Source organism: Hahella ganghwensis DSM 17046, from assembly GCF_000376785.1.
GTDB classification, from domain to species: Bacteria; Pseudomonadota; Gammaproteobacteria; order Pseudomonadales; family Oleiphilaceae; genus Hahella; species Hahella ganghwensis.
The window spans coordinates 68,218-94,036 of record NZ_AQXX01000120.1; the positions used below are offsets into that span (position 1 = coordinate 68,218).

The 25,819-nt window shown below is 50.9% G+C and carries 21 protein-coding genes; 7 read left to right on the forward strand and 14 right to left on the reverse strand.

What is annotated here, in order from left to right; translation table 11 throughout:
- Window positions 1–52: 52 nt before the first annotated feature.
- From xdhC to xdhA, 3 genes are read right to left on the reverse strand one after another with little or no spacing between them, the layout of a single operon-like run.
- Entirely contained in the window at window positions 53–958 is a 906-nt protein-coding gene (gene xdhC, locus F566_RS0115975) for a xanthine dehydrogenase accessory protein XdhC (protein WP_020408014.1), read from the reverse strand.
- Window positions 955–3,357, reverse strand: coding sequence for a xanthine dehydrogenase molybdopterin binding subunit (xdhB, locus tag F566_RS0115980; RefSeq protein WP_020408015.1), 2,403 nt, complete (start codon window positions 3,355–3,357; stop codon window positions 955–957). The genes xdhC and xdhB overlap by 4 nt, the downstream gene beginning before the upstream one ends.
- A complete protein-coding gene (gene xdhA / locus F566_RS33120; protein ID WP_020408016.1) occupies window positions 3,350–4,930 on the reverse strand; it encodes a xanthine dehydrogenase small subunit in 1,581 nt (526 codons plus the stop codon). The genes xdhB and xdhA overlap by 8 nt, the downstream gene beginning before the upstream one ends.
- A 697-nt stretch (window positions 4,931–5,627) precedes the next feature.
- Between xdhA and F566_RS0115990 the strand changes: the two genes are divergently transcribed.
- Genes F566_RS0115990 through F566_RS0116005 form a run of 4 tightly spaced genes read left to right on the forward strand, consistent with a single transcriptional unit; the run spans window position 5,628 to window position 9,910 of the window.
- Complete coding sequence (locus F566_RS0115990; RefSeq protein ID WP_020408017.1) at window positions 5,628–7,172, forward strand: ABC transporter ATP-binding protein; 1,545 nt, start codon at window positions 5,628–5,630, stop codon at window positions 7,170–7,172.
- Window positions 7,165–8,250 carry an ABC transporter permease gene (locus F566_RS0115995; protein ID WP_020408018.1) on the forward strand — a complete coding sequence of 362 codons (1,086 nt, stop codon included), beginning with the start codon at window positions 7,165–7,167 and terminating at the stop codon, window positions 8,248–8,250. The genes F566_RS0115990 and F566_RS0115995 overlap by 8 nt, the downstream gene beginning before the upstream one ends.
- 11 nt (window positions 8,251–8,261) lie before the next feature.
- Window positions 8,262–9,188, forward strand: coding sequence for an ABC transporter permease (locus F566_RS0116000; protein ID WP_020408019.1), 927 nt, complete (start codon window positions 8,262–8,264; stop codon window positions 9,186–9,188).
- A gap of 11 nt (window positions 9,189–9,199) precedes the next feature.
- Window positions 9,200–9,910 (forward strand): TetR/AcrR family transcriptional regulator, encoded by a 711-nt coding sequence (locus tag F566_RS0116005; protein ID WP_020408020.1) that lies wholly within the window; start codon window positions 9,200–9,202, stop codon window positions 9,908–9,910.
- 34 nt (window positions 9,911–9,944) lie between these two features.
- Here F566_RS0116005 and F566_RS0116010 read toward each other — a convergent pair whose 3' ends face one another.
- The 8 genes from F566_RS0116010 to F566_RS0116045 all read right to left on the reverse strand — a co-directional run bounded on the left by F566_RS0116010 (window position 9,945) and on the right by F566_RS0116045 (window position 18,615).
- Window positions 9,945–10,832 carry a substrate-binding periplasmic protein gene (locus F566_RS0116010; RefSeq protein WP_020408021.1) on the reverse strand — a complete coding sequence of 296 codons (888 nt, stop codon included), beginning with the start codon at window positions 10,830–10,832 and terminating at the stop codon, window positions 9,945–9,947.
- A gap of 144 nt (window positions 10,833–10,976) precedes the next feature.
- A complete protein-coding gene (locus tag F566_RS0116015; protein WP_020408023.1) occupies window positions 10,977–11,789 on the reverse strand; it encodes a crotonase/enoyl-CoA hydratase family protein in 813 nt (270 codons plus the stop codon).
- 172 nt (window positions 11,790–11,961) lie between these two features.
- Window positions 11,962–12,723, reverse strand: coding sequence for a 4'-phosphopantetheinyl transferase family protein (locus tag F566_RS35525; protein WP_020408024.1), 762 nt, complete (start codon window positions 12,721–12,723; stop codon window positions 11,962–11,964).
- Between the two features lie 89 nt (window positions 12,724–12,812).
- Window positions 12,813–14,063, reverse strand: a complete 1,251-nt coding sequence (gene nhaD, locus F566_RS0116025; RefSeq protein WP_020408025.1) for a sodium:proton antiporter NhaD — start codon at window positions 14,061–14,063, stop codon at window positions 12,813–12,815.
- Between the two features lie 217 nt (window positions 14,064–14,280).
- A complete protein-coding gene (locus F566_RS0116030; protein ID WP_020408026.1) occupies window positions 14,281–15,645 on the reverse strand; it encodes an ABC1 kinase family protein in 1,365 nt (454 codons plus the stop codon).
- Window positions 15,646–15,861: 216 nt separating this feature from the next.
- A complete protein-coding gene (locus F566_RS0116035) occupies window positions 15,862–16,239 on the reverse strand; it encodes a hypothetical protein (RefSeq protein WP_020408027.1) in 378 nt (125 codons plus the stop codon).
- Window positions 16,240–16,584: 345 nt separating this feature from the next.
- Window positions 16,585–17,550 (reverse strand): diguanylate cyclase, encoded by a 966-nt coding sequence (locus tag F566_RS0116040; RefSeq protein WP_020408028.1) that lies wholly within the window; start codon window positions 17,548–17,550, stop codon window positions 16,585–16,587.
- A 45-nt stretch (window positions 17,551–17,595) separates the two neighbouring features.
- Window positions 17,596–18,615 carry a response regulator gene (locus F566_RS0116045; RefSeq protein WP_020408029.1) on the reverse strand — a complete coding sequence of 340 codons (1,020 nt, stop codon included), beginning with the start codon at window positions 18,613–18,615 and terminating at the stop codon, window positions 17,596–17,598.
- Between the two features lie 234 nt (window positions 18,616–18,849).
- Between F566_RS0116045 and tcdA the strand changes: the two genes are divergently transcribed.
- On the forward strand, window positions 18,850–19,644 hold the full coding sequence (gene tcdA, locus F566_RS0116050; protein WP_020408030.1) for a tRNA cyclic N6-threonylcarbamoyladenosine(37) synthase TcdA: 795 nt from the start codon (window positions 18,850–18,852) through the stop codon (window positions 19,642–19,644).
- A gap of 11 nt (window positions 19,645–19,655) precedes the next feature.
- On the opposite strand, the gene F566_RS0116055 is transcribed toward tcdA, so the two are convergent.
- The 3 genes from F566_RS0116055 to F566_RS0116065 form a co-directional block, all read right to left on the reverse strand.
- Window positions 19,656–20,885, reverse strand: a complete 1,230-nt coding sequence (locus F566_RS0116055; protein WP_020408031.1) for an osmoprotectant NAGGN system M42 family peptidase — start codon at window positions 20,883–20,885, stop codon at window positions 19,656–19,658.
- Window positions 20,886–20,975: 90 nt separating this feature from the next.
- Window positions 20,976–22,742, reverse strand: coding sequence for an N-acetylglutaminylglutamine synthetase (gene ngg / locus F566_RS0116060; protein ID WP_020408032.1), 1,767 nt, complete (start codon window positions 22,740–22,742; stop codon window positions 20,976–20,978).
- 13 nt (window positions 22,743–22,755) lie between these two features.
- Window positions 22,756–24,528 (reverse strand): N-acetylglutaminylglutamine amidotransferase, encoded by a 1,773-nt coding sequence (locus F566_RS0116065; RefSeq protein ID WP_020408033.1) that lies wholly within the window; start codon window positions 24,526–24,528, stop codon window positions 22,756–22,758.
- Between the two features lie 432 nt (window positions 24,529–24,960).
- On the opposite strand from F566_RS0116065, the gene F566_RS0116070 reads away from it, so the two are divergent.
- Both F566_RS0116070 and F566_RS0116075 read left to right on the forward strand, forming a co-directional pair.
- Window positions 24,961–25,428: a MarR family winged helix-turn-helix transcriptional regulator gene (locus tag F566_RS0116070; protein ID WP_020408034.1), complete on the forward strand. Its 468-nt coding sequence runs from the start codon at window positions 24,961–24,963 to the stop codon at window positions 25,426–25,428.
- A 173-nt stretch (window positions 25,429–25,601) separates the two neighbouring features.
- Window positions 25,602–25,819 (forward strand): transposase (locus F566_RS0116075; protein WP_020405106.1); only part of this gene is annotated, 218 nt, incomplete at its 3' end.

Here is a 25,819-nt window from a genome sequence, read left to right on the forward strand (position 1 = left end):
AGCGGTTTAAAGCTACAAGCGATTCTTCAAAAAACCGCTTTTTCAAAAAGAGTTATTCATCACTGTACTGCTGGTCTTGTAACGAAATGGTGTAGCCGCCCTTGTGAGGGTTCGAGTCATCTGTCAGGTTGGATTTCAATTCTTTCCAACCCAGCCCCCGGCGGACAGGCCTTTCTCTGTTCTGGTGCTCTATCGCAATCAACTGGCCTGCAATGGAGACTGCAACTTCCATCGGTAACTTACCGGGGACTTCCGACAACCCCACCGGGCTTTTCACTTGATCAATCTGTTCCTGAGTAAACGCTCTCTGGGCCAGGCGCTTACGGAATCTTTCGGCCTTGGTTTTGGACCCAATCATGCCGATATGTCGGAGACTTCCATGATTCAGAGCCGCCTGGCAAAGTTCGAAGTCCAACTGATGATTATGGGTGAGAATCAGAATATCACTGCCCGGCGCCAGGTCTGTCACCACCTCTACCGGTTGATCTGTCACCAGTGTGGTGATGTTTTCTTTGTTTGCCAGAGACTCTGGTGGAAAGAGGCCAGCACGAGAATCTACCCATAACACTTTGCAGGGTAACCCACGCAAAATGGTCATCAGCGCCTTAGCCACATGCCCTGCACCAAAAACCGCAACTCTGAAAGGGCAAGCAGCCATCGCTTCCAATAAAATGGTCGTACTGCCCCCACAGCACTGGGCCAGACCTGCTGCAAGGGGGAAATGCTGCACCAGTTGTTGCGCATCTCCCTGCACAAGCAGTTCACGGGCTTTTTGTGTGACAGCAAACTCAAGCTGACCACCGCCTATGGTGTCAAAAGTCTGATCCTCGGTGATCACCATCTTGCTGGCAGGGTCACGGGGTGTTGAACCGCTGCAGCCAAGAACTGTCGCGATCACATAGGCATCGCCTTTTTTCTGGCAGACCTGTATGGCATCACTCCAGTTAAGCTCACTCATTTCACGCCTTCCTCCAGCGCGCCTTTGACCTGGGCCAGGTACTGCCGGGTTGCACTGACGGCTGATAACACTCTTTCAGGTGTTGCCGGAGGGTCTAAAGGTGGCGCATAACGATAGTCCGCGAGACTGGCAACCGCATTGCGTATGGCTGACCAGACAGAAATAGCCAGCATAAAGGGAGGCTCGCCCACCGCTTTGGAACGATAGATCGTCGCTTCCGCATTGGGATGTTGATTCACCAGCTTGACGCGAAAGTCTTCGGGTATATCGCCTGCGGTGGGAATTTTGTAATTGGCCGGGCTGTTGGAGATCAGTTTACCGGTATCATCCCAGAGAAGTTCTTCCGTAGTCAGCCACCCCATCCCCTGAACGAAACCGCCTTCGATCTGGCCAATATCTATCGCCGGATTCAGTGAGCTACCCACATCATGCAGGATATCGACCCGCAAGACTTTATACTCACCGGTCAGGGTATCGACGATGACTTCCGACACTGCAGCACCGTTGGCAAAGTAAAAGAATGGCCGACCCTTCCCGGTTTCCCGGTCATAGTGAATCTTCGGGGTCTTATAGTAGCCGGTTGACGACAGCGATATGCGGTTCATATAGGCCAGCTGGACGAAATCTGCGAAAGACACCCATTGTTCGTTGTCTTCTTCTGCTTGCGGCGCACCTGTGATCACCACATGGTTATTCTCGAACCGAATCTGGTTTGCTGATACACCATAATGCTCAGAAGCAAATTCAGTGAGTCGCGATTTAATCGTCACACAGGCATCACGCGCTGCCATGCCGTTGAGGTCTGAGCCAGAAGAGGCTGCCGTTGGAGAGGTGTTGGGGACTTTATCCGTGCGAGTGGCAGATACGGCAATCCTGTCCAGGTCAACCTGAAACTCTTCTGCCACCACCTGCGCCACTTTGGTAAACAATCCCTGCCCCATCTCAGTTCCACCATGGTTCAGGTGAATACTGCCGTCCGTATATATGTGAAGAAGTGCCCCAGCCTGATTCAGATGCTGGACCGTAAACGAGATACCAAACATGACCGGAGTGAGGGCCAGACCTTTTTTCAGATAAGGACTGGTTTGATTGAATATTCGAATAGCCTGACGGCGGGCCTGATAGTCAGATTCTGACTCCAGTTGGCTGATCATATCCCCCAACATAAAGTCTTCGACCAACTGCCCGTAATGGGTGGTGTTGCGCTCGTCCTTTCCGAACAGGTTCTGTTTCCGAACTTCCAGAGGATCCAGGCCCAGATGATAAGCAATATCTTCGATCATCTGCTCACCGAGCATCATTCCCTGGGGCCCACCAAATCCACGGAAGGCCGTGTTGGAGACAGTATGGGTTTTACACCGATAGCCGGTCACCTCCGCCTCGCCCAGAAAATAGGCATTCCCGGCATGGAACATTGCCCGGTCCACGATCGCATCAGACAGGTCCGGGGAGTTGCCGCATTTACCGGTGACTGTCATTTTGGTGCCCTGAATACGGCCACGTTCGTCAAATCCGACTTCGTAGGTATTAAGGAAATCATGGCGTTTCCCGGTCATCACCATGTCATCCTGACGGGACATACGATATTTCACCGGCTTCCCGGTTCGATGGGCCAGCAGTGCGGCAATACAGGCAACCGGTGCTGCCTGAGTTTCCTTCCCGCCGAATCCGCCCCCCATGCGCCGAACCTCCACCTGCACCTGGTTAAACGGTAACCCCATAACTTCGGCGACCAGTTTCTGCACTTCTGTGGGGTGTTGGGAAGACGTATACACCATCATTCCCCCGTCTTCAGTAGGAACGACCATACTCGCCTGCCCTTCTAGGTAGAAGTGTTCCTGCCCTTTCACATATTGTCGACCGCTGATACGATTTGGTGCAGCATCAATGGCGACAATCGCATCACCACTCACCTGGGAATGAGGTGGCCTGACGTAAAAAGCTTCTTTCAGCCCAGCACTGACATCCAGCACTGCGGGTAATTCTTCATACTCAATATCCGCCAGCTTCACCGCTTGTTTGGCAGCTTCATAAGAGGTGGCTGCCACAGCAAATATCGGTTGGCCAATATATTCACACTCGCTTTCAACCAATACCGGATCACCGGGAAATACCGGTCCGATATCTACATGTCCAGGAACATCCTGCGCCGTAATAACATCCTTTACGCCAGGTGCCGACCACACTCGGGAAAGATCCATGGAAAGGATGCGGGCGTGGGGGTATGCACTGCCACCTACCGCAGTATGCAGGGTTCCCTGTATTTCAGGGATATCATCCACATACTGAGCCTTGCCAGTGACATGCTTGAGAGCACTTTCATGTTCAGATTGTTGACCGACTTTGCCTTTCACCTGACGATTCCGACGCAGCTCAGGCGTATCCACCAGTTTACGCATGTTTCTGGCCCTCCCCGGAGAAATCCCCGTGTATATCTTCTATACGGGTCACCTGGTCAGGAGACATCAGCTCCCAGGCACACTTTTGCAACAGATTGGCCGCCACCTGTAACCGATAGCCACTGGAGGCACGAACGTCCGTCAGAGGCTGGAAATCCTTCTGTAACTGCTGGCCGGCCTGTTCAAACACCTGAGGACTGATCGTTTTGCCCTGCAATGCCGCTTCAACAGAAGCCGCCCTCATAGGAACAGCCGCCATGCCGCCGAATGCCACACGAATATCCGCAATGGATTGCTGTGATTGTTTACACCAAACAGCCAGCAAAACAGCGGAGATATCGTCTTCCAGCCGTTTGGAAATCTTATAAACCTTGAGAGCCTCTTCTTCACCCAGTTTCGGAACACGAATACTGCGGATGTATTCTCCTGGTTGCAGAGCGGTTTTCTTATAAGACAGGAAGAATTTCTCCAAAGGCATCCACCGTTCCTGCCCATGGTGATTCATCAGTTGAATGTCAGCCCCCAGAGCGATCAGGACAGGTGGCGTGTCCCCGATCGGAGAGGCATTACCAATATTTCCCCCGAGCGTCCCCTGGTTCCGGATCTGGCGAGAGCCCAGCCTCCTGAGCATACCGCCAAACTCCGGAAAGTATTGATCAAACAATGACTCCAGTCGGCTGTAACTGACCGCTGAACCAATCACAAAGTCCTGATCATTTTCCGTAATGGCCTGCAGGGTATCTATATCCCCCAGATAGATCGTATTGTCGATATCCCTGAATTGTTGGGTCACCTCCAACGCGATATCCGTAGCACCCGCCACCAGTCGGGCATTGGGATCATCTGCCAGCAGTAACTGCAGTTCTTTTTCCGTAACCGGGGCATTGGCAGATCTGTTCCCTTGCGCCAGAGAGCCGCCGGCATTATGTTTGGCTGCCGCGTCAGGAACTGGAGGGGGGCACCAGATTGCGACCTCTTGAGGGTCAGGATGTTGCGAGCTTTTTTGTTGCGAGCCTAGTTGTTGCGAGCCAGGCTGCTGAAACTCTTGTTGTTGAACGCCGGACTGAGGTTCAGGCATAGACAACATTTTTTGTCCGGCCTCAATAATTGGTCGATAGCCTGTACAACGGCAGAGGTTCCCGGCCAGAGCTTCAACAATATCCTGTCGATTTACTTCTATAGAATCCGCCGCGTTGGCTTGACGGTACAGGCCGGCCAGAGACATCACAAAGCCGGGAGTGCAAAAACCACACTGGGAACCATGACAATCCACCATGGCCTGCTGAGCAGGATGCAACTGGCCCCGATTGGCCAGCGCCTCAACAGTGAGTAGCGCTTTGCCGTTAAGTTGTGAGACCAGGGTGATACAGCTATTGGCGCTCTCAAACTGCCAATCGTTGCTTGTCTCATCGTTCCTGTTGCCGATCAGAACCGTACAGGCACCACAGTCACCAGAAGCACATCCTTCTTTTGTTCCGGTCAATCCCTGCACTGATCGCAGGTAACGTAGGAGTGTCGACGGGTCCACGTCATACTCTTGTTTCCATACACCATTCAAACAAAATGAGATCACGGGCAACCCTTTCGATCAATGACGATAATATTCATTCCGGCCCAAGGCCGAAAACGGCTTTTTATGCTTGTTTCTGTTTCTTGGAAGCGAACACTCTTTACAATGTCTATCCTTTGTAGCGGATAGATTTGTAATTTACTCTGTCCCCTATCATGTAGGCTTCATGAGTAAGTATAGTCTTCACTGCGTCCCTTATATTCAGGACTCTATGTTCTCCGGCGGTGCTTCCCGGCAGTATTCTTCACCGATGCTCTTTATCAACGCTCTTCACCAATGCTCTTCACCATTGTTTCAGCAATTTTCTGACCATTGAGACAAGTTTTCAACCAAATCGTTAGATAGCACATAAGAATGTTTGGTTATACAAAGATTATCTCTATGTTTTAAATAGAATAATAAATCTCTTTTATTGAATCCGATTAACGCATAGTCTTTTAGCAGCAGGCAAATATTTTCTGACCATTTGATCAACATGCACCAAAGTAACTCTTTGGGCAGGCGACTTGCCCAGGTTTGGCGCAGACATATCAGTGCTGAAAGTTGATCAAAAATTGTCAATTTATGCCCGTACTTAAGCAATAAAAACAAGAAAATCAGCGAGGTACACCTTCCCCCATGAAATTCCATTCCACATACGCGATAATTGGCTCGCTCATTGCTTCGAGCTTTTCTTGTCTAACTGGTCAGGTTATTTAAAATGAAAAACAGGCTGGAACTACTGGGGATTACCAAGCGTTACCCCGGATGTGTCGCCAACCAATCAATAAGACTCTGTGTGGGAGAGGGAGAAATCCACGCCTTATTGGGCGAAAACGGTGCCGGAAAGAGCACCCTGATGAAAATTATTTATGGTGTGGTCAAAGCAGACGAAGGAGAAATGATCTGGGAAGGCCACCAGGTAGAGATTACAGGCCCCTCTCATGCCCGCCAGTTGGGTATCGGCATGGTGTTCCAGCATTTTTCTCTGTTCGAGACCCTGACCGTTGCTGAAAACATTGCTTTAAGCCTGCCCAAAGAGAAAACCGGCACTCTGGATGAACTGAAGCGCAAAATTGTCGACGTATCCCAACGCTACGGTATGAAACTGGATCCTGACCGTTATGTTCATACCCTGTCCATCGGCGAGCAACAGCGGGTGGAAATTGTTCGCTGCCTGTTGCAGGACCTGAAGCTGCTGATTCTTGATGAACCAACATCGGTTCTCACTCCCCAAGAGGTGTCGAAGCTGTTTGAGACGCTACAGCAGCTGTCATCAGAGGGATGCAGTATTCTCTTCATCTCGCATAAACTGGATGAAGTCCGCGCACTATGTCACAACGCCACCATTCTCCGAGGAGGAAAAGTCTCCGGTGATTGCGACCCGCAACAGACCACGACTGAGGAAATTGCCCGCCTGATGGTCGGCGATGACACGCCATTTGATAAGCAATTTACAAAAGTGGAAGGCAGCACGCCCAGTCTTGAGATCAACCACCTGAGCTTCAAATCGGAAGACCCGTTTTCCACGCCCATCCGTGATATATCCTTCACGGTCAGATCCGGGGAAATCCTCGGAATTGCCGGTGTGGCGGGCAATGGACAGGAAGAACTGTTACGCCTTATCAGTGGTGAAGAGCAATGTAAAAATGAATCGGTTGTGCTCAATGGAAACCCGATTGGCAAACTTCATCCGGATCAAAGACGTAAATTGGGTATTGGTGTCGTGCCGGAAGAGCGGCTCGGGCGTGGCGCTGTTCCCAACCACTCCCTGGCCCAGAATACGCTTTTGACGGGTTTCCTGAATGGTCTGTCTCAATTTGGATGGATTCACTACCACAAAGTGAAGGATCTGGCCGCCAGAATCATTTCCGAATTCAACGTTAAGTCAGACGGCACAGAGGCCCAGGCCAAGAGCCTTTCCGGCGGAAATCTGCAGAAATTCATTATCGGACGTGAAATTCTACAGCACCCTAACCTGCTGGTGTGTTCGCACCCGACCTGGGGAGTGGATGTCGGTGCCGCACTGGTGATCCACGAAGCCCTGATTCGTTTACGCGATCAAGGTGGTGCCATATTGGTGTTATCAGAGGACATAGAAGAGTTGTACAAGATATGTGACCGCATAGGCGCCATTTGCGATGGTCGTCTGTCGCCGATTCAGCCAACGGATCAGGTGTCGATTGAGTTACTGGGACAATGGATGACTGGTGAATTCCATCCGCCGGGCTCACCTGTGGATTCCCAGGAGGCCACCTATGCTTAGACTGGAAAAACGGCCGTCTGACTCTCGCCTGATGGCGTATATGTCGCCAGTGATGGCAATTATTCTGACACTGATTAGCGGAGCGTTACTGTTTGCTTTTCTGGGTCAATCCCCCACGCACTCCCTCTATACATTCTTTATCAGCCCACTGACCGATCTTTACGGCTGGTCTGAACTGGGTGTTAAGGTCGCCCCACTGATGCTGTGCGCCCTGGGACTGACACTGTGCTTTCGGGCCAAAGTCTGGAATATCGGCGCGGAAGGCCAGTTCATTATTGGCGGATTGGGAGGCGGTTATCTGGCACTGCAGATGGGCAATATTGAGTCGGCCTGGGTACTCCCCGCCGTTATCCTGTTCGGTGCGCTTTGCGGCCTGGGCTGGGCTGCATTGGCCGCTCTGTTGAAGACCCGGTTCAACTGCAATGAAGTCCTGACGACCATCATGCTGAACTATATCGCACTCAACTGGCTGCTCTACTCAGTACACGGGCCTTTGAAAGACCCTGAAGGGTTCAATTTTCCCGAGTCTGCCCTGTTTTCGGACTTTGCCATGCTGCCGCCACTGTTTGAGGATTATCGCGTCAGTGTCAGTCTGGCGTTTGCCATGATCCTCATGGTCGCCATCTGGACATTACTGTCCCGCACGATGATAGGTTTCCAGATCAGTGTACTGGGTGAAGATGCCAAAGCAGCCCAGTTTGCCGGCTTTCGCGCCAAACGGCTGGTCTGGCTGACCCTGCTGATCTGTGGCGCACTTGCAGGTTTTGCGGGGGTTTCCGAAGTCAGCGGTCAGATAGGACAACTGACGCCCTACATTTCTCCGGGTTATGGCTACAGCGCCATTATCGTGGTTTTTCTCGGGCGCATGCATCCGGTCGGCATTCTATTGGGCAGCATGATACTCGGCCTGACCTTCCTGGGCGGGGAAATGGTGCAGATGGAGCTGGCCATGCCCAAGTCCATTACCGGCCTGTTCCAGGGCATGCTGTTGTTTTATCTGTTGGCCTGCGATCTGTTCATCGGTTATCGCATCAAGTTGAAGTCCAGCGCTGCGAAAGTCGCCGCTGCCGGTTCCTGAGGAGAGTACCTGTGGATGTAGATCTGATTACCAATATTTTGTTCGCCACCTTACGTACCGGTACCCCGCTGGTTCTGATCGCACTGGGTGAGATGGTTTGTGAAAAATCCGGAGTCCTGAACCTGGGTCAGGAAGGCATGCTGCTGATGGGCGCGGTCGTCGGTTTCATGTTTGCCGTAATCTCAGGAAATACCTGGGTTGGACTGGGCGCGTCTATGGTGGCCGGCATGCTTATGTCGGGGGTGTTCGCACTGCTGGCGGTGACGCTGGTGGCCAACCAGGTCGCGACAGGGCTGGCACTGACCATTTTCGGTATCGGTTTGTCGGCATTTCTCGGCACCGATTATGTGGGTATGGGGATTGATGGCATCGGCCCCTGGGAAATTCCCTTGCTGAGCGATATTCCCATCATCGGCAAAGTACTGTTCTCCCACGATCCATTGGTTTACCTGTCCTGGATTCTGTTTGCCCTGGTTTACTGGACTTTCCGCAAAACGAGAGTCGGACTGATCATCCGCGCCGTCGGCGAAAATCCAGAGAGCGCCAACGCAATCGGCATGCCCGTCATGAAAGTTCGTTATGCGGCTGTGATATTCGGCGGCTTGATGACTGGCCTGGCCGGAGGATACCTCTCCCTTTCCTATACCCCATTATGGACTGAAGGTATGTCTGCCGGACGCGGCTGGATTGCACTGGCTCTGGTGGTGTTTGCCAGTTGGAAAGCAGAACGGGTAATGCTGGGCGCTTACCTGTTTGGTCTGGCCAGTATCATGCACCTGATCCTGCAGGGACTTGGTTTCGACATTTCCCCCAACCTGCTGGCCATGCTGCCTTATGCAGCCACCATTGTGGTGCTGATGGTCATCGCCAGTGACGCCATGCGCTCCAAGTTAAATACACCACTGGCGCTTGGCCAACCCTATCGGCCACAGTTGTAGAGGGAAACGCCATGGGAGTGAATGCAGGTCCAGTGACCGGTCAATCCAGACGCCGGAAAGACGCAGCTGCTGAAAAAAGCGCCGATAACTCGAAAGACAGCATCCGGGCCCACAATGAACGCAAAATTCTGCGCGCTGCAGAGCTGGAATTCGTACGTCACGGGTACAAAGGCACCAGCATGCAGGCCATCGCGGATCGCGCTGAACTTCCAAAGGCGAATATTCACTACTACTTCAAGAGTAAAGCGATGCTTTACAGCCGTATGCTGGAAAACATCACAGAGTTATGGAATTCCACGCTGTCGGAAATGTCAGAGCATGACGACCCGGCCAAGGTTCTGACCCGCTACATCAGGACCAAAGTGGAACTCTCCATGAGCCACCCTGACGCTTCCAAGATCTATGCCACGGAAATTATCCAGGGGGCTCCCCATCTGCATGACCACCTGCGCAAACGGACCCGGCAGTGGATGCGTGAAAAGGTGAAAATTATCGATAGCTGGATCAGTCAGGGCAAAATGAAGCCGGTGGATTCCACCCATCTGATCTTTTTGATCTGGTCTTCCACCCAGCATTACGCTGACTTCAACACTCAGATTCTGACGATTACCAATCAACTTGAATTTGAGCAGGAGGATATCGACCAGATTACCCGATTTCTTTGTGAAGTCATTTTAGGCGGATGTGGTCTCGAGCCCGATTTCTCGGTACTGACCACTTAATCCAGGTATAAGATGGCTCCTCACCCTATCCGGTCTAAAGAATAAACAAGGACTCGTCCCACCAGAGTTCTGGCTCATCCAGGGGCGTTTCTTCTGAAAGATCCGGATTGCGTATTCTCAGCACCTGACGCTTATCCAGTTGCATCTCTTTCAATGCTTTACGATGAACGGGGTGCTCTAGAAACAGGCGATCAAACTCTCCATTGGCGATCAGCATTCTCAATCCCTTTTCCAACCGCTCAGCCAGTCTTTCATTTTGCTTACTGACAAAAAAGTAAATCGGTGCGGGATAGGTCAGCACCAGATGAGGCTCAGCAATGAGATTATCATAGGGAGTCGTTTCCAGTTCTCCATAGATTTCCAACACCCCACGGGGAAAATAGTCATACTTCCCCAGACTGATCTGTTTGAACATTTCACTGTATTGGGGAATGGTTCGTACCGGCAACCGGTTGGCACTGAGTATCTTGGTATCAGGCCAATCATGCCCCTGCAGAGCAGTGTAGTCCTTCAGATCTTCCAGCGAATGAATCTGGCTGAATCGTTCACGCCGGTCTTCACGAATGATGAATAGCCTGACGCCGAGAAGCCCTTTCATCAGTGGTATGCGAATCGGACGGACCTTGTCTTCCCGCTCCTGTGAAGTCATGGACCAGGCAACATCAAATCCACGGTTATTCTCAAGCAACCAGAATACACGGCTCTGGTACACGAACTCCTGACTTTCTGTCAGGGTATAAGGACCAAACTCCCCCTTCGTGACCTCCATGGCCGCGCCCAGCAGGGAAATAAAGTAGGAGTTACGTATGTCTTCCTCGGATTGGGGTTTGAGATGCCTGATATTCATGGGGTCTGCAGCTTGCGCAGACAAGACCGCAGTCATCAGAGCTCCCAATAACAGGGAAACTATCAGGCGCCACATAGGCTTCGTCCCTCCAGGATCAGTGTTTGTCTCTGAGTTTAGATCAAACCGGCCATTTCATCCTGCTGAACGAAATGGCCGGTTTGAATCTGGAGGGCAGAACGCGAAGGATGCAAAAGACCTTTATTGCTCCTTAAACGTTAATCAGTCCTTGAATGTAGGCTCACGCTTTTGCATCTGGGCCATCATCGCTTCCTGAATATCTTCACTGATCAGCATTGCCGCGTTCCATGTCGCCACGTAGTTGAGACTGTCAGCCACGGAGTGATCACGAGTGTATTTGATCATTTCTTTGGTTCCACGAATCGCCAGCGGGGATTTGGCGGCAATAATATGAGCGATTTCCTCCACACTGGCATAGAGCTCGTCCTGATTGGCGTAGGAATGGTTGGCCAGCCCTACCCTGATCGCTTCATCCGCTTTCACTTTGCGCCCCGTGTAAGCCAGCTCCCGCATCAGGCCATCCTGAATGATATGTGGCAGGCGTTGCAGAGTACCGACATCTGCTGTCATGCCGATATCAATCTCCTTGATCTGGAAGTAGGCATCTTCACTGATATAACGCATATCACAGCAGGACACCATATCCACACCACCACCAATGCAACCGCCATGAATCGCCGCAATCACCGGTTTACGACAATCTTCAATGGCAGTCAGGCTACTTTGCAGTTTGAGTATCATGCGGCGCAGGGATTCTCTTTTACGTCCCTCACATTTTTCCTTAGCGGTCATGACGGAAGAAAAATCCATCAGATCAATACCGGAGCAAAAATGTTTACCGGCACCACGCAGGATCACCACTCTGACGGTATCTTCCTGGTCCGCCCATTCCATTGCTGCCTTCAGTTCATCCCACATTGCCATGTTCAGGGCGTTGGCTTTCTCCGGCCGGCTTAGTTCGACGGTTGCCACAGCCTTATGCTGAGTGACATTGAGAGTTGTGTAATCTGACATGTTGACCTCGAATTCTTCGCTGTTTTTATCCTGGCTTCCGGGAAAGCGGTATCAGTATCCCACTCTCCAAACCTCGTTTTTGATGATGCCCGTCTTTTATGATGAAAGCAGGGAAAGTTTACACTGAATATATTGCGAAGGGTAATAGAGTAATGTGTAGTCTTAACAGGCCTCAGGTTTTCGCCACCAGATCAAGCGAGGTTCGTTGATATCCAGTATAGGGGCGCCCCAGGAAACACTCCGGGACAGAAACTGACAAGGTGGAACAAGCGAGACTCAGAAGCGCTTGGTCAGAAGATCTGTAGAGATAATAAGAGATTGCCTGGGAGGCATCTGTCGCATAGATTCGGGGAGGTGCGATCTTGAACCCTGCTTTTCCCATCACATGAGCCAATGCACTACCGCAACGTTTGACTTCAGCCTCTTTCAAAGTCCATAACCAGGTAAAATATTCACTCCGTTCACTCCCCTCCAGTGAGGCCAGATGATGACTTTCCTCCGGCAGAAAATACCGCCTTGCCAGCTTGATTCTGTCCTGTTTTTGAGGTGTTTCCAGGTCAATTCCCAGAGGGGCGTTGGCAAATGCCACCGCTACGCAATCCTGATGGTGGGTCACACTGAAATGCCACTGATTTGAAGTCGCCTCCTGCAATACCGGTTTGCCACTTTCCAGATAGGTAATACAGACGTCCTGTGGAGAGGTTTTCAGCCATTGGGCAGCAACCGCTTTAACCATTGCCCGCCCCAACAGACTACAACGTGATGCAGTGAGATCCCTGAAAGACCTGACTCTCTGAATTTCGGCCCGGGTTAGCCAATCAAAATATAAAGACTCTTCAGGTTCATCAATATCACTGACTTTAGCCAGGATCACCAGGATCTGGTGATCTGAGGGAGCTTCGGAGGGGAATGCCTGAACTTTCTCAGTTAACATGCAGGAGCGCTTCACAAATAGTCTGTAACAAGGTCTGTCGCGTCAGCAGGCGATGCCCGGAAACCATTTAGGTCTCCGGGCAAGTTAGCTTAGGCCAACCAACGTCCCAGGAAGTAAACGTTAATATATCCCAGGGTAAAGGCAAACAACAGCACAGCACTAAAGCGAGCATATCCGGCAAAAGTCAACTCTTTCACTTTGGACATCGCCACAATACCGGCCGCAGATCCGATAACCAGCAGAGAACCACCAACACCGACCGAGTATGTCAGAGCCAGCCAGTCGGCCTTGGTCATCTCAATACCGGACTTCAGCACAGCAGCCGTCAGAGGTACGTTATCAACCAACGCTGACAGTAATCCCATCAGGTAGTTAGCCAGCAAAGGTGAACTCATGCTGTAGATTTCCACCAGAGAATTCAGTACTCCCACTTCCTTCAATACTCCGACAATCAGCAGAATGCCAAGGAAGAACAACAGGGTTTCAAACTCGATGATTCTGACATACTCAAGGATGGGGTCCAGATCGTTATCATCATTAAAGAATCGGGCAATCAGGAACATGATGGAGAGGCCGAACATAAAGGTCAGAACTGGCGGAACCTTGAAAATGGCGTTTAATGCAATCGTAGAAAAAATCGTCAACAGAAACAGAGCGGAGATGGCCATATCCACACGGCGCACCGTTGTGGGGTGACGTTGAATTTTCACATCCCCTTTCAAACCAAATGACAGCACACATGCAACCGCCAGCACGGATATCAAAGCCGGCAGACTCAGCATCATCAGATCAACAATACCGACCCGATTGTCCAGGAAAATCATCAACGTCGTCACGTCACCGGTAATCAAGGCCACACCGCCACTGTTGACGGCAAACACCACCAGGGCCGAGAAACGCAGAGTCTTGGCTGTAGGAAGATTCAATGACAACACCAGAGCAACGGACACCAGTGTCGCGGTAATGTTGTCGGCCAGAGACGAGAAAATAAAACAGAAAATCGCCGTCAGAAACAGGAGCTTCTTCTCCGATATCTGTTGCGGCAGAAACAGATAAATAACGTTCTCGATCAACCCCTTCTTGTTGAGATAGGCAACAAAGGTCATCGCTGCCACCAGGAACAGCCAGAGACTGGCAATTTCACTGATGTTGGATTCCAGCCCGTGCTGCACGGCTTCATACTGACCATGCATGGTCTCGTAAATAAAAAGTATCAACCAGGATAGAGTGCCGAAAAAGAGAGTAACCTTGGCTTTGTTGATGTGAGTAACTTCTTCAAAAACCACGCCCATCAGAGCCAGGATCGCCAGCCCTAAAAGAATCCAGTGTAAATAGATCATTTTACATCTCCGATTAATGCCGGCGGTATTCTCGGTATTGAAGCCAGTTAATGCAATGGATAATACGCTATAGCCGTAGGCCACATCGGGGTTACTGGTTACCTCTCCTCCTAAACTGATAGATATTGAACACTTTTCAAAAGACAAAGAGCCGACTCAAACCCGCCAGATTGCGCCGGCTGTCAAGCTGTAATAAGTTTGAACTGCCGGGGGGCTATCAGGCGTCAAGCTCCAGGTAACATTCCAGTTCGCGCCGAAATGCCGCCTGGACTCCCAGTCGCTTCATCATCCAGTAATGTCCGGCGATCATTCGGTCTATAAATATACTTTCCACCGGTGGCCGGAATGACTCCATATATTTGAAGATGGTAGAGGCTTTGGAAGCCACCTGCTTATGGAGATTGGCTTCTGCAAAATCGTAATGCAGGTCCCTGTCAGCAAATGGCACGATAAAAATATCCCGCCACATGGCATAGTAGTCTTCATCCACTGAAGGTTTGTCTTCAATCCGCACACCTAAATCAATCAGATAGTGATCCAGGGCGCCATAATCTTCATTCAGTGCCGCTACCAAAGCCTTTTTGTAGGCATCCACAATCTCTGTTTTGAGCTTTTTGACACAGCCAAAGTCATACATAATAACGGTGCCATCTGGTCGGAAGGCAAAGTTACCCGCGTGGGGATCACCATGTATCGCCTGAAATTTGAAGAGTTGGTCCGCCATGGTTCTGAACAATCGCTGACCAATCAGGTTAATGGTTTCCTGAGGATACTTTTCAGTAGTGACCTCACTGATATGATCCCCTTCCACACACTCCATGGTCAGAACCCGACGGGAAGACAGGGATTCAACCACCTTCGGTATGATCAGCCCTTTGTCCTTCTTATGGAATTTAACAAAGGCTTTGATGTTCCGGGCTTCGTTTTCATAATCCAGTTCTTCATTCAAACGCTCACGGATTTCATTGAAGAGCTGGTCAACACTTTCCTTGGGAAGCTTCAGCAGTCCCCCCAGTTTCAGCGTCAGTTTGAGTTGCTTAAGGTCAGAATTGACGGACTTGTCTACACCGGGATACTGTATTTTGACAATCACCTCTTTGCCCTCGCGGGTCCGTGCCCGGTGAACCTGACCAATGGATGCCGCTGCATAGGGTTCAGAATCGAAATGCTCAAACAGCTCCTCCGGAGCCGCTCCAAGTTCATTGATTATCTGCTTTTCAATGACTGAGTACGCCATGGGTGGCGCTTCTTTCTGCAGTCGTTGCAGGGCCTCGGAAAACTCTTTGGGTAGAAAATCCTGGGTCTGGGAGGCAATTTGCCCCACTTTCATCACCGCTCCCTTTAATTCACCCAGGGTATCAGCAATCTGGTTTGCCATCTTGTTATAGGCCTGACGCTGCCGTTCTTCATGGTTGTCAGGCTCAGAAAAACGCCGCCGGACCCGGTCCGCGGCATAGTTACCCGCTACAGAGGCGGTCATGCCTGCTAACTTGAGAAATCGCTTGGTACGGGATGCGGGGGCTTGGGTTTGCTGTTTCCTGCCGCCGGGGGACTTGCTCTCACCAAGTGTCGGCTTGCTCACTGAGGACTCCTGAATAAATGGCAATTGGCTATGTTAGCGCATGATGATATCGGGGGGCAGTGAACTTTCAGTATAGAAAAGCCAAACCCGGATAATCCATTTGGTCGAAAATAGAGGGTAATGCCGCAGACCGTCAACATGCTTTGTCTATCGGGCTTATGCTCTGCAACAGTAAAGGTATCATCGAAGGAAGAGCCCGCCAAACCGCGGATATTTTCAGGGTGTGCCAGACAGAGGGCCCGTACGGATCTTATTCAGCAGGGAGTCATAGCTGGACAGCAGCGATTCAATTTTTCGCAGACTGGTTTCAATTGCCTCACGACGTACAGCACTTGATCCCAGAACAAAGTCCAATGGGTAATCAAAGCAGCTGCATACTTTTTCCCGACCATTGACCTTCGCTTCGATCTTGTCTATCCGGATATCACCAAAATCCATCGCCAGCAAAATGGAAAAGGTCGCCCGACTTCCCGCGGACAAATCTTCATCCGTCCGGATTGTCATTCCAGAGGCACTGAATTTTAACACCTGCACTTTGACCCATTCATAACTGAACATGCCACGCCGAACTTTCAGTTGCGCGTCCAGGTGCATTGTCGGGTTTTTGGAGGGACCCCTGTGATTTGGCTTCATGCTATTCGGACGGTACTTTCATGCTAATAGGACGGTACTTTGCATGTAATGGGATGGAACTAGAGGAGCGCCAAACTGTAGCGAAACACCTCACTAAAAGCAAAGCCTCTCGACGTCTTTTCATATGAACCAAGTCCAATTTCTCGAACATATGTCATAAATCTCGTGTAGATGGCCCATTATTACCGTTTATTCACCTCTCTCTTTACCCTATATACACTTTCATTACTTTACCTCTGCCTCGCCCTGTTTGCCTTTACTATCTCGAGGCCTGTTGTGGCGGACTGGGATCTCTGACCGGGAACATCAGTCCTGTCGATGAACGGTCGTTCTGTTTCGCCCGTTCTGTTTGGATTCATATAAAGCCGTATCGGCATTTTCCAACCACTGCTGGTAGTCATCCAGGGAATGATTCACCTCGGCAATCCCCAGACTGATGGTGAAACGGATGTCGCTGTCCTCATGTGACACCGTCAACTCTTCAACCCTTGTTCGCAGTCTTTCAGCAAAGGATTTACCACTGATTGAGTCCGTATCGATCAGAATCAGCCCAAACTCTTCGCCCCCATACCTCCCGGCAATATCTGTGGTACGCATGGTTTCTCTTAATGCGTCAGCGACCTGACGAATCACTTCATCGCCGGCAGGATGCCCATAGGTGTCATTCACCTTCTTGAAATGATCGATATCGAACATGATCAGAGTGGCAACTTTGCCTGTCCGTTTGAAGCGTCGAAACTCTGCCTCCAAACGCTCCTCCCAGAAACGACGGTTATTCAGTTGAGTAAGCCCATCCGTCCGGCTGAGTTGCTCGAGCTTGGCATTGGCCTTAGCCAATTGTTTGCTGTTGCTGGCGATGTCTGTGACGTCATAAATGATAATACAGATATTTTTAACTTCCCCGGTGGTGGATATTAATGGCGATATCGTAATGTTCTGGTACATGAATTCTTCTGTACCAGTGATTGGCCGGTAGTTTTTGAAACGGAACAGGAACGGGCGCTGCTCCCAGGTAGTGAAGCTTCGATTTTTCAGCATGAACACAGACTGGGCTTTATGGATGAACCATTCTTTTGGGATTTCTTCGAAGAGATCGAAGATCACCTTTCCTCTGACCGTGTGCGGTGGCAAACCACTGTGGTTCTCCATGAAACTGTTCCAGGTATTAATCCGAAACTCATTGTCCAGCACCACCAATCCGACATCGATGGTTTGCAGCATGTCCATCAGCCAGTGGAATTCAGCGATATCGTCTAAACTGTCCTGAGCCATAATGTTAACTCGGTTTCCCGTCGTTAGATTGTTTATCTCTCGGTTTTATTTGAGCAAATAAGCCACTTTATTTCTCAAAACCGGCAAAGAGTCCTCGGTGAACAACAACAGTAATTCGCACTGAATATTGTAGTTCTCAATGGCGTAGCAAATTTCTATTGCCAGCGTCTGCCGCCAGCGCCATGTATTGTTTTTCAGCAGCTCATCGACATCCACATGTTGCCCCAAAACCACGGGATGCCCTTGACTAAAGGAAATATCGAGTTGATCCGCAATCCCTTTGGTGCAGGCTCCGATTAATACCGAGGCCACATCCATAATCAGCTCCAGTTCGACCAGTTCATTCATCCGGCCTTCATAGCGCATCAGATTGGCCATGTCTGACATACTGGAATCATGAAACAGAAGAAGCGCCTCCCCGGCAATACCGGCCCCGATAAATCCCTGACAGACAGCGGAAATCGTATCTTCATCCTGGGTGGACTGAAGCGCCATTTTCAGCTCTGTGATTTCGAGTAGATTCACCTGGGGAATGGGGAGCAGAACAAAAACATCCAGCAAGCGAGCCAGTAAATCTGCGGCCTGCCCCATCGCCACGTTGGTTATTTCCTGATATGCCTCGAGTTCACCGGATTTACCCTGGGAAGCCAGCGCCTGATCACGAACATCTTCGCTAACTTGGGACTGAACATCATCCGGCGTATAAATGCCGGCGCGGGTCAGTACAGCACTCAATTCTTCTGAGACAATCGGCTTTTTGATAAAGTCAAAGGCACCAAAAGCCATGACGCGACTTCGGGCATCGGGCTGGATATCACCCGACACAACAATCACAACGGTTGGAAGCTCTTCTTTGCTGATAACATCAAGTGTCTGATAACCATCCATTACCGGCATATTGAGGTCCAGGAAAAGAACGTCGCCTTTTCCTTCGCGAATCAATTCCAATGCCTCTTCACCGTGCTTGGCAAAACTGATCTCAACGTCCCATCCATCAGGAAGGGACCTGGCCATCTGCTTTCGTGCGACACCTGAGTCATCACAAATTAACACAGGTATAGTCATGTGAGTATCCTAAGGAAGAGTGGATTCATAACATGCCAAAACAAATATTCGCTTGTTTTTATTGTCTAAATTTCCACTGTGAATCCAGTGGGATATATATTAAGTAAAGCCCAACGCGAGACGGTTGGCAAAGTTCTGCGAGTCAATGTCGAGATACTGTTGCCAATTCTCTATAATGCGACTGTTTTTTGTCGCCAACGGTTTTAGCCACCCACTGAATTATTGCGGTTATCCATGTCTGAGCATCCTTCACCCGAATATCTGAGCCGCTTCAGCGGTATTGCAAGACTTTACGGCATTCCGGCACTGGAAACCTTTCGTCAGTCCCATGTCGCCGTTATCGGAATCGGGGGAGTTGGATCCTGGGCTGCTGAAGCCCTGGCCAGGTCCGGGATTGGTCGTATCACACTGATTGATCTGGATGATGTCTGCATCTCCAATACCAACCGCCAGATACACGCACTGCAATCCACTGTTGGGCAGAGCAAGGTCGAAGTAATGGCGCAGCGAATCCAGGAAATCAATCCGGAATGCGAGGTGCAGCAGGTCCATAAATTTGTCACCGAAAAATCTGTCGGCGATCTGCTTAGCAAAGAATTCGACTTTGTCATTGATGCCATAGACAGTGTCCGCCACAAATGCGCGCTGTTGGCGTACTGTCGCCGCAACAAAATCAAGGTAGTTTGCGTTGGGGGCGCTGGAGGACAAACGGACCCCACACAGATCGAATACACCGATCTCAGCCGAACCTATCACGACCCACTACTGGCCAAGGTACGCAAGAAACTACGCCAGGACTATGGGTTTCCTGCCAACCCACAGCGGCGCTTCAGTATTGAGGCAGTATTCTCTACGGAACAGCAGGTTTATCCATCACCGGATGGAACCGTCTGCCAGAGCAAACCGGCTCCCAATGAAAGCACCCGGCTTGACTGTGCATCGGGATTCGGAGCCGCCACTGGTGTTACCGCCACTTTTGGATTTATCGCCGTATCCCGGGTATTGAAGAAACTGGCTGCCAGAGGCTGACCGCCGCCAGCCTAGTTATCCTCTTCTTGTTGCCCCTGGAACAGCTCTTTGACATTGGGTACTGACGTACCGCTCATCTGCAGCTCTTTCTGCCAGGGAATCTGCTCTTGAAAGTCCTCTTTGGGAATATTCCTCATTGCATCATGTGGACGTACAGGATCCGTCTGCACATAGCGAACCACCAGGTCAGCAATAGCGGTCAAGGCATCAATATGAGTGCGCTCATAACCATGCGTGGCGTCCGTACCGAAAGTGATCAGGGCATGACGAATATCATGGCCCGCCTGCACCGCTGACACGGCGTCACTGAAATAGAAGCGGAAAACGTCCCTCTGATGGCTGATATTATACTGCTGACAGGTACGTATCAGATGCTGGGTCAGGTGATGATCAAAAGGACCGGATGAATCCTTCATGGCAATCGTGACACCATTTTCCTTGGCATTCTGCCCTTCTGCGACCGGTCCGATGTCGATGCCAACAAACTCTGTCACTTCAGGCTCAATGGCATGGCCAACTCCGGAACCGATCTCTTCCGTCAGTGTGAATATAGGGAAACAGTCCATGGACACCGGCAGATTGTATTCCTTGATCGCCTTCAACGCTGTCAATAGCGCTGCGGTTCCTGCTTTATTGTCCAGGTGACGGGAAACGATATAACCATTCGACAAGAACTCGGGGTTGGGGTCAAAGGCAACGAAGTCTCCCACTTTCATCCCCAGCTCCAGAGTTTCCTCCTTCGAGTGAGTCAACTCATCCACACGGATTTCCACATGATCCCAGGTCACCGGCAGACGATCGACCTCCTCGTTGTATCGGTGACCGGCTGCATAGAGAGGCAAAACCGATCCGCGGAAGCAACGGCCATCATCTGAAAAGATGGTAACCCTGGCACCTTCGGCAAAGCGACTGGACCAATGCCCGACAGGAGTCAGGCATAACCGGCCGTTATCCTTGATTTCCCGGACCATGGCACCAATGGTATCCAGATGAGTCACCACTGCACGTTGGGGAGCACTTTTGCGACCTTTCAGCCGTCCACGTACCGTTCCTCTACGGGTGAGTTCATAATCGATTCCCAATTCCACCAGTCGTTCACAGACATACACTACCGCGCCGTCGGTCAACCCGGTGGGACAAGGTATGGCCAGCAACTCCAGAAGTGTCTTGTTCAGGTAATCAGAATCAAGCTTATAGTTAACATCAGCTCCCATGACGGGAGCGTTTTCTGGTTGATTCACCTTATTCCCCCTTCTAGGTTAATACTTAATATGGCTAATACTTGGGGATGACCATTGGAAAGGTCATCCTTTAACCACTCATAACACATTTTATCCCGCCGGAGAACGATTCAATGGAAACAGCAGGTCGATAAATCTCTCAGCCGTGGGCTGCGGGGCATGATTCTCCAGACCCGGACGTTCATTGGCTTCAATAATGACGTACTCCGGCTTTTCCGGGTCAGGAACCATCAGGTCCATTCCCACCACAGGAATCTGTATAGCCTTGGCTGCCTGCTCTGCCGCCGACCTGAGTTCAGGATGCAGGGTTTCGGTCACGTCCACCAAGGTGCCACCAGTATGAAGATTGGCAGTTTTACGCACCACCAGATGCTTACCGGCAGGTAGAACATCTTCCCATCCGTACCCGGCCTCACGCAGACAACGCTCGGTTTCAGCATCCAACGGAATTCGGCTCTCCCCTCCTGTGGCAGCGGAGCGTCTCCGGCTTTGCTTTTCAATCAGGGTTCGCAGATCGTCCCGGCCGTTGCCGAAAACTTCTGCAGGGCGTCGGATAGCGGCAGCCACCATTTCAAACCCGATGACAACCACCCTGAGATCCAGCCCCTTATGAAAGGTTTCCAGCAAGACTTTGCCAGAAACACGCTTGGCATCGGCAATGGCGGTATGCAGATCCTCAATCTGGCGAATATCCACTGATATCCCCTGCCCCTGTTCACTGTCCAAAGGCTTCACCACCACCGAGCCGTGTTCCTTCAGGAAGGCTTCCGCCTCTTCCGCAGTGGAATAGAGCTGATGACAGGGAGTTCTAAGACCAGCCTGGCTGCAGGCCCGATGGGTGAGCATTTTATTCTGGCAGATCGTCATGGCCACAGCCGTCGTCAGATCCGACAGGGACTCATGACAGCGAATGTGTCGCCCTCCGAATCCCAGCGTAAACAGATTGTTCTCCCGGTCATCGACAGACACTTCAATGCCACGACGTAGGGCTTCGTCCACAATGATCTGCGCGTAGGGATTCAGCTTAAGCGCTGTTTCCGGCCCCACAAACAGCTTTTCATTAATGGCATTTTTCTTCTTCAGGGCAAAGGTCTTGACCGCCTGAAAGCCCAGCTTTTCATAGAGGGCCTTGGCTTCGTAATTATTATGCAGAACACTCAGATCCATGAATTGGCAACCGCGAGCCTGAAAGTACTCAGCCAGGTAACGCACCAGCGCCTCTCCGACTCCCGGTGTTTTACTGTCCGGTGACACCGCCAGACACCACAGGCTGGATCCTTTGTGGGGGTCATTGAACACTCTGACATGGTTGACGCCCATGACTGTGCCAATCACCTTGCCGGTAGTCAGCTCCTCTGCCACCAGATAGACCACCTCTTTGGAGCGACGGCGCCCCTGCACATGCTCCGGAGGAACCGGCACCATCTTGCGTTGACTGAAGATGGCATTAATGGCGTCCACGTCCCGGCTGCTGGTTGCCCTGCGAACAGTCACCCCCGGCAAAGCCTGGGTTCGGGGCCTGTACTGGCTCATCCACAACCGCAGCGTATCTGACGGATCAAGAAACAATGCCTGAGGGGCGTGACTCAGGACCACATGAGGATTGGATACATACATGGCAATATCACGATCCCCGGTGGATTCCTCCGTCAGGCTTTTCGCTAGACGCCCCGGATCAGAAAATGTATGAGCCAGCAATAAACGCCCCCAACCGCAGTGTACGATCACATTTTCCGGCGCATCGTCTCCGGTATCTGCACGCTGATGTTCGGCCTGTAACGCCTGAAATGACGGCACTTGGTTGCGTAGTACTCGCTCGTCATGATGATGGTGGTGACCTCTGGAATGCGCTGCCACAATCGTCTCCCCCCTAAAAATCGTGCTGCTGCAGCCACAACTCCAACAGCCCAAGCTGCCAGAGTTTCGAGCCGCGAAGCGGTGTAATATGCATATCCGGTGATAACAGCAGGCGATCAACATACTCCTGATTGAACAGTCCACGGTCGCGAGCGGCCTGAGTGGTCAGAGCCTCTTTCACCCAGTTCAACACGTTTCCGCGCAAATATTTCAGTGCCGGTACGGGGAAATACCCTTTTGGACGATCAATCACCGCTGCGGGAATGACTTTGCGTGAGGCTTCTTTCAGGATCCATTTGCCTTCATCACGCACTTTCATTGGCGCGGGAATCCGCGCGGCCAGTTCCACCAACTGATGATCTAGAAACGGCACCCTGGCTTCCAAACTGGATGCCATAGTCATGTTATCCACCCGTTTAACCGGGTCATCCACCAGCATCACGCGAGTATCCAGGCGCAGGGCTTTATCAATAGGGTCCTTTGCCCCTGGACTCAGGAAATGTTGTCTGACAAATTCACCAGCTGAATCATGGCTGGCCCAGGCAGGCTGAACAGTTTCCAGGTACTCATCATGGCTACGGTCAAAAAACGCCTGACGGTAGCTGGCAAATGGGTCCTGGCTGCCGGCGAGCGGCGGATACCAGTGATAGCCGCCAAAGACTTCGTCAGCCCCCTGCCCACTCTGAACAACCCGGCAGTGTTTACTGACTTCCTGGGACAGGAGATAGAAAGCGACACAATCGTGACTGACCATAGGCTCAGACATGGCTCTGATGGCATGAGGCAGCGCCTCCAGCATCCGGTCTTCCGCAATGCGGATCTTGTGATGACGGGTGCCAAAATGCTCTGCAATGATGTCCGAGTACTGAAACTCATCACCCGCTTCCCCTCCGACAGCCTCAAAACCGATTGAAAAAGTCTGGAATCCATTCGGATTTACTTCTGCCAGAAGTCCGACCAGCAGACTGCTGTCAACGCCACCGGAGAGGAGGACCCCAACATCCACTGCTGCCACATTTCGACGCCTGACCGCAGCAAAGAGCTCCTGCAGCAGACGATCCTGCCACTCCTGGGCAGTTAATTTTTCTTCATCCGGCAGGGTCTCAAAAGTCAGATCCCAATAGGACTCCTGCTGCACCGAACCATCGGCATGCACTTCAATGACAGTACCGGGCGGCACTTTGTGAATTCCGTCAAACAGAGTTTCGGGCGAAGGCACAACAGAGTGAAAATTCAGATACTTGTTCAGGGCACTGGGGCTGATTCCCGGAGTATGCTCCAGTCCCTTGGCCAGAGCGGGGAGGAATGAAGCAAACTTCATCCGGTGGGTATCACGGTGATAATAAAGCGGTTTGATGCCCAACCGATCCCTGAACAACAACGTTTTCCCGGATTCCCTCTCCCACACGGCGATGGCAAACATGCCGTTAAAGTGTTTTACACAGTCACGTCCCCAGGCATGATAAGCCTTGAGAACCACTTCTGTATCTCCTTCAGAGTAGAAGCGGTACCCCATTTGTTTAAGCTCTTCACGGAGTTCCGGGTGATTGTAGATAGCACCGTTAAATACCACAGACAGTCCAAGGGAGGGATCATATAACGGCTGCTGGGAAGCCTCCGACAGGTCCATGATTTTCAGACGGCGATGGCCGAAGGCGACATTATTTTGCACCCAAACACCTTCAGCATCGGGACCCCGGGGTTGCTGCAGGTAATTGGCTTGTTGAATAAATTGAAGGTCAGGTGGTTGATTATCAAAGCGGATTTCTCCGCATATGCCACACATATTCACTCCGCGCTTTTTAATGTATAGCTGTACGATAATACGCCAAGCATACTTTTATCTCAAACCAATATCCATTCAGTACAACCATAACCAACTGTTTTATATGCGATAAAATATTTTGAAATATAAACTTCACATTTCAAAATAATATCACCGACTCCAAACGGCAAATCCCTGACTTCCAGGGACCAGAAACAGGGATCGCCAAATTACTCCTAGCCGCAGTAAAATAAATAACTTCCAAGACTTACTGAATGTTAGAAAATTTATTCCAAAAAACTTACTATAAGCTTTCTGGAAAGAGCGGCCCTTTGACATCTAAGCTCATGCTCATGTCATTTTTATGTGACCATACCCTCTTGCCAAACATAAGATAATTCTGGCACCCGTAGACAGCTGTAACAGGCAACCGCAGTAGGACCCAATACCACTATGAGCAAACATGATGAAGTTCTTGTTCTAATTCGTCGAATCATCAGAGCTGCAGATCTTCGCTCCAAGCAACTAGGCAAACAAACCGGCCTGACCGCCCCTCAACTGCTTGTATTACGTACTATTGGGCACTCTACCACCACCACAATGAGTAACGTTGCCCAGGCTATCAGCCTGAGTCAGGCCACTGTTACCAGTATCGTGGACCGGCTGGAAAAACGGGGTCTGGTACAGCGAATCCGGGGACAGGACGACAAGCGTAAGATGTATGTTGTGATGACGGCAGACGGCCATACGACTCTCGAAAAAGCCCCGACACCATTGCAGGAAACCTTTGTGGAACGGTTTGATAACCTGTCTGACTGGGAGCAGCATCTGATCCTGGCCAGTCTGGCCAAGGTGGCGGACATGATGGACGCGTCTGACCTGGACGCTTCACCGCTACTGGAAGTTGGCGCTGTCACCTGATCGCCCCCACACATCCAATTCATTCCTATCAGAGTATCAGGTCTCAGGTGTCCTGCCACATTCAGGGTGATGGCAGCAGGAACGAAAAACAGGGTAAGCGTCCGGTAACCCCATCTTGAGCGCGCTACCAACTGACTGGATAGTGTCCACTTATTTTTTAGTGGACACTTGTTATGATTGTCATAAGCGCACCTCGCTCCTCCAGAAAACGTCGCCAATATTCCGCAGAATTTAAAGCTAAGATTATTGCTGCCTGCCAACAGCCGGGGGTCTCTGTTTCTGCCATCGCTCTGGATAACGGGCTCAATGCCAATCTGGTTCGACGCTGGATCAGCGACGCGAAGAAACTCGGCTCTACCACGTCGGCATTTGTCCCCATAAACCTGCCGGC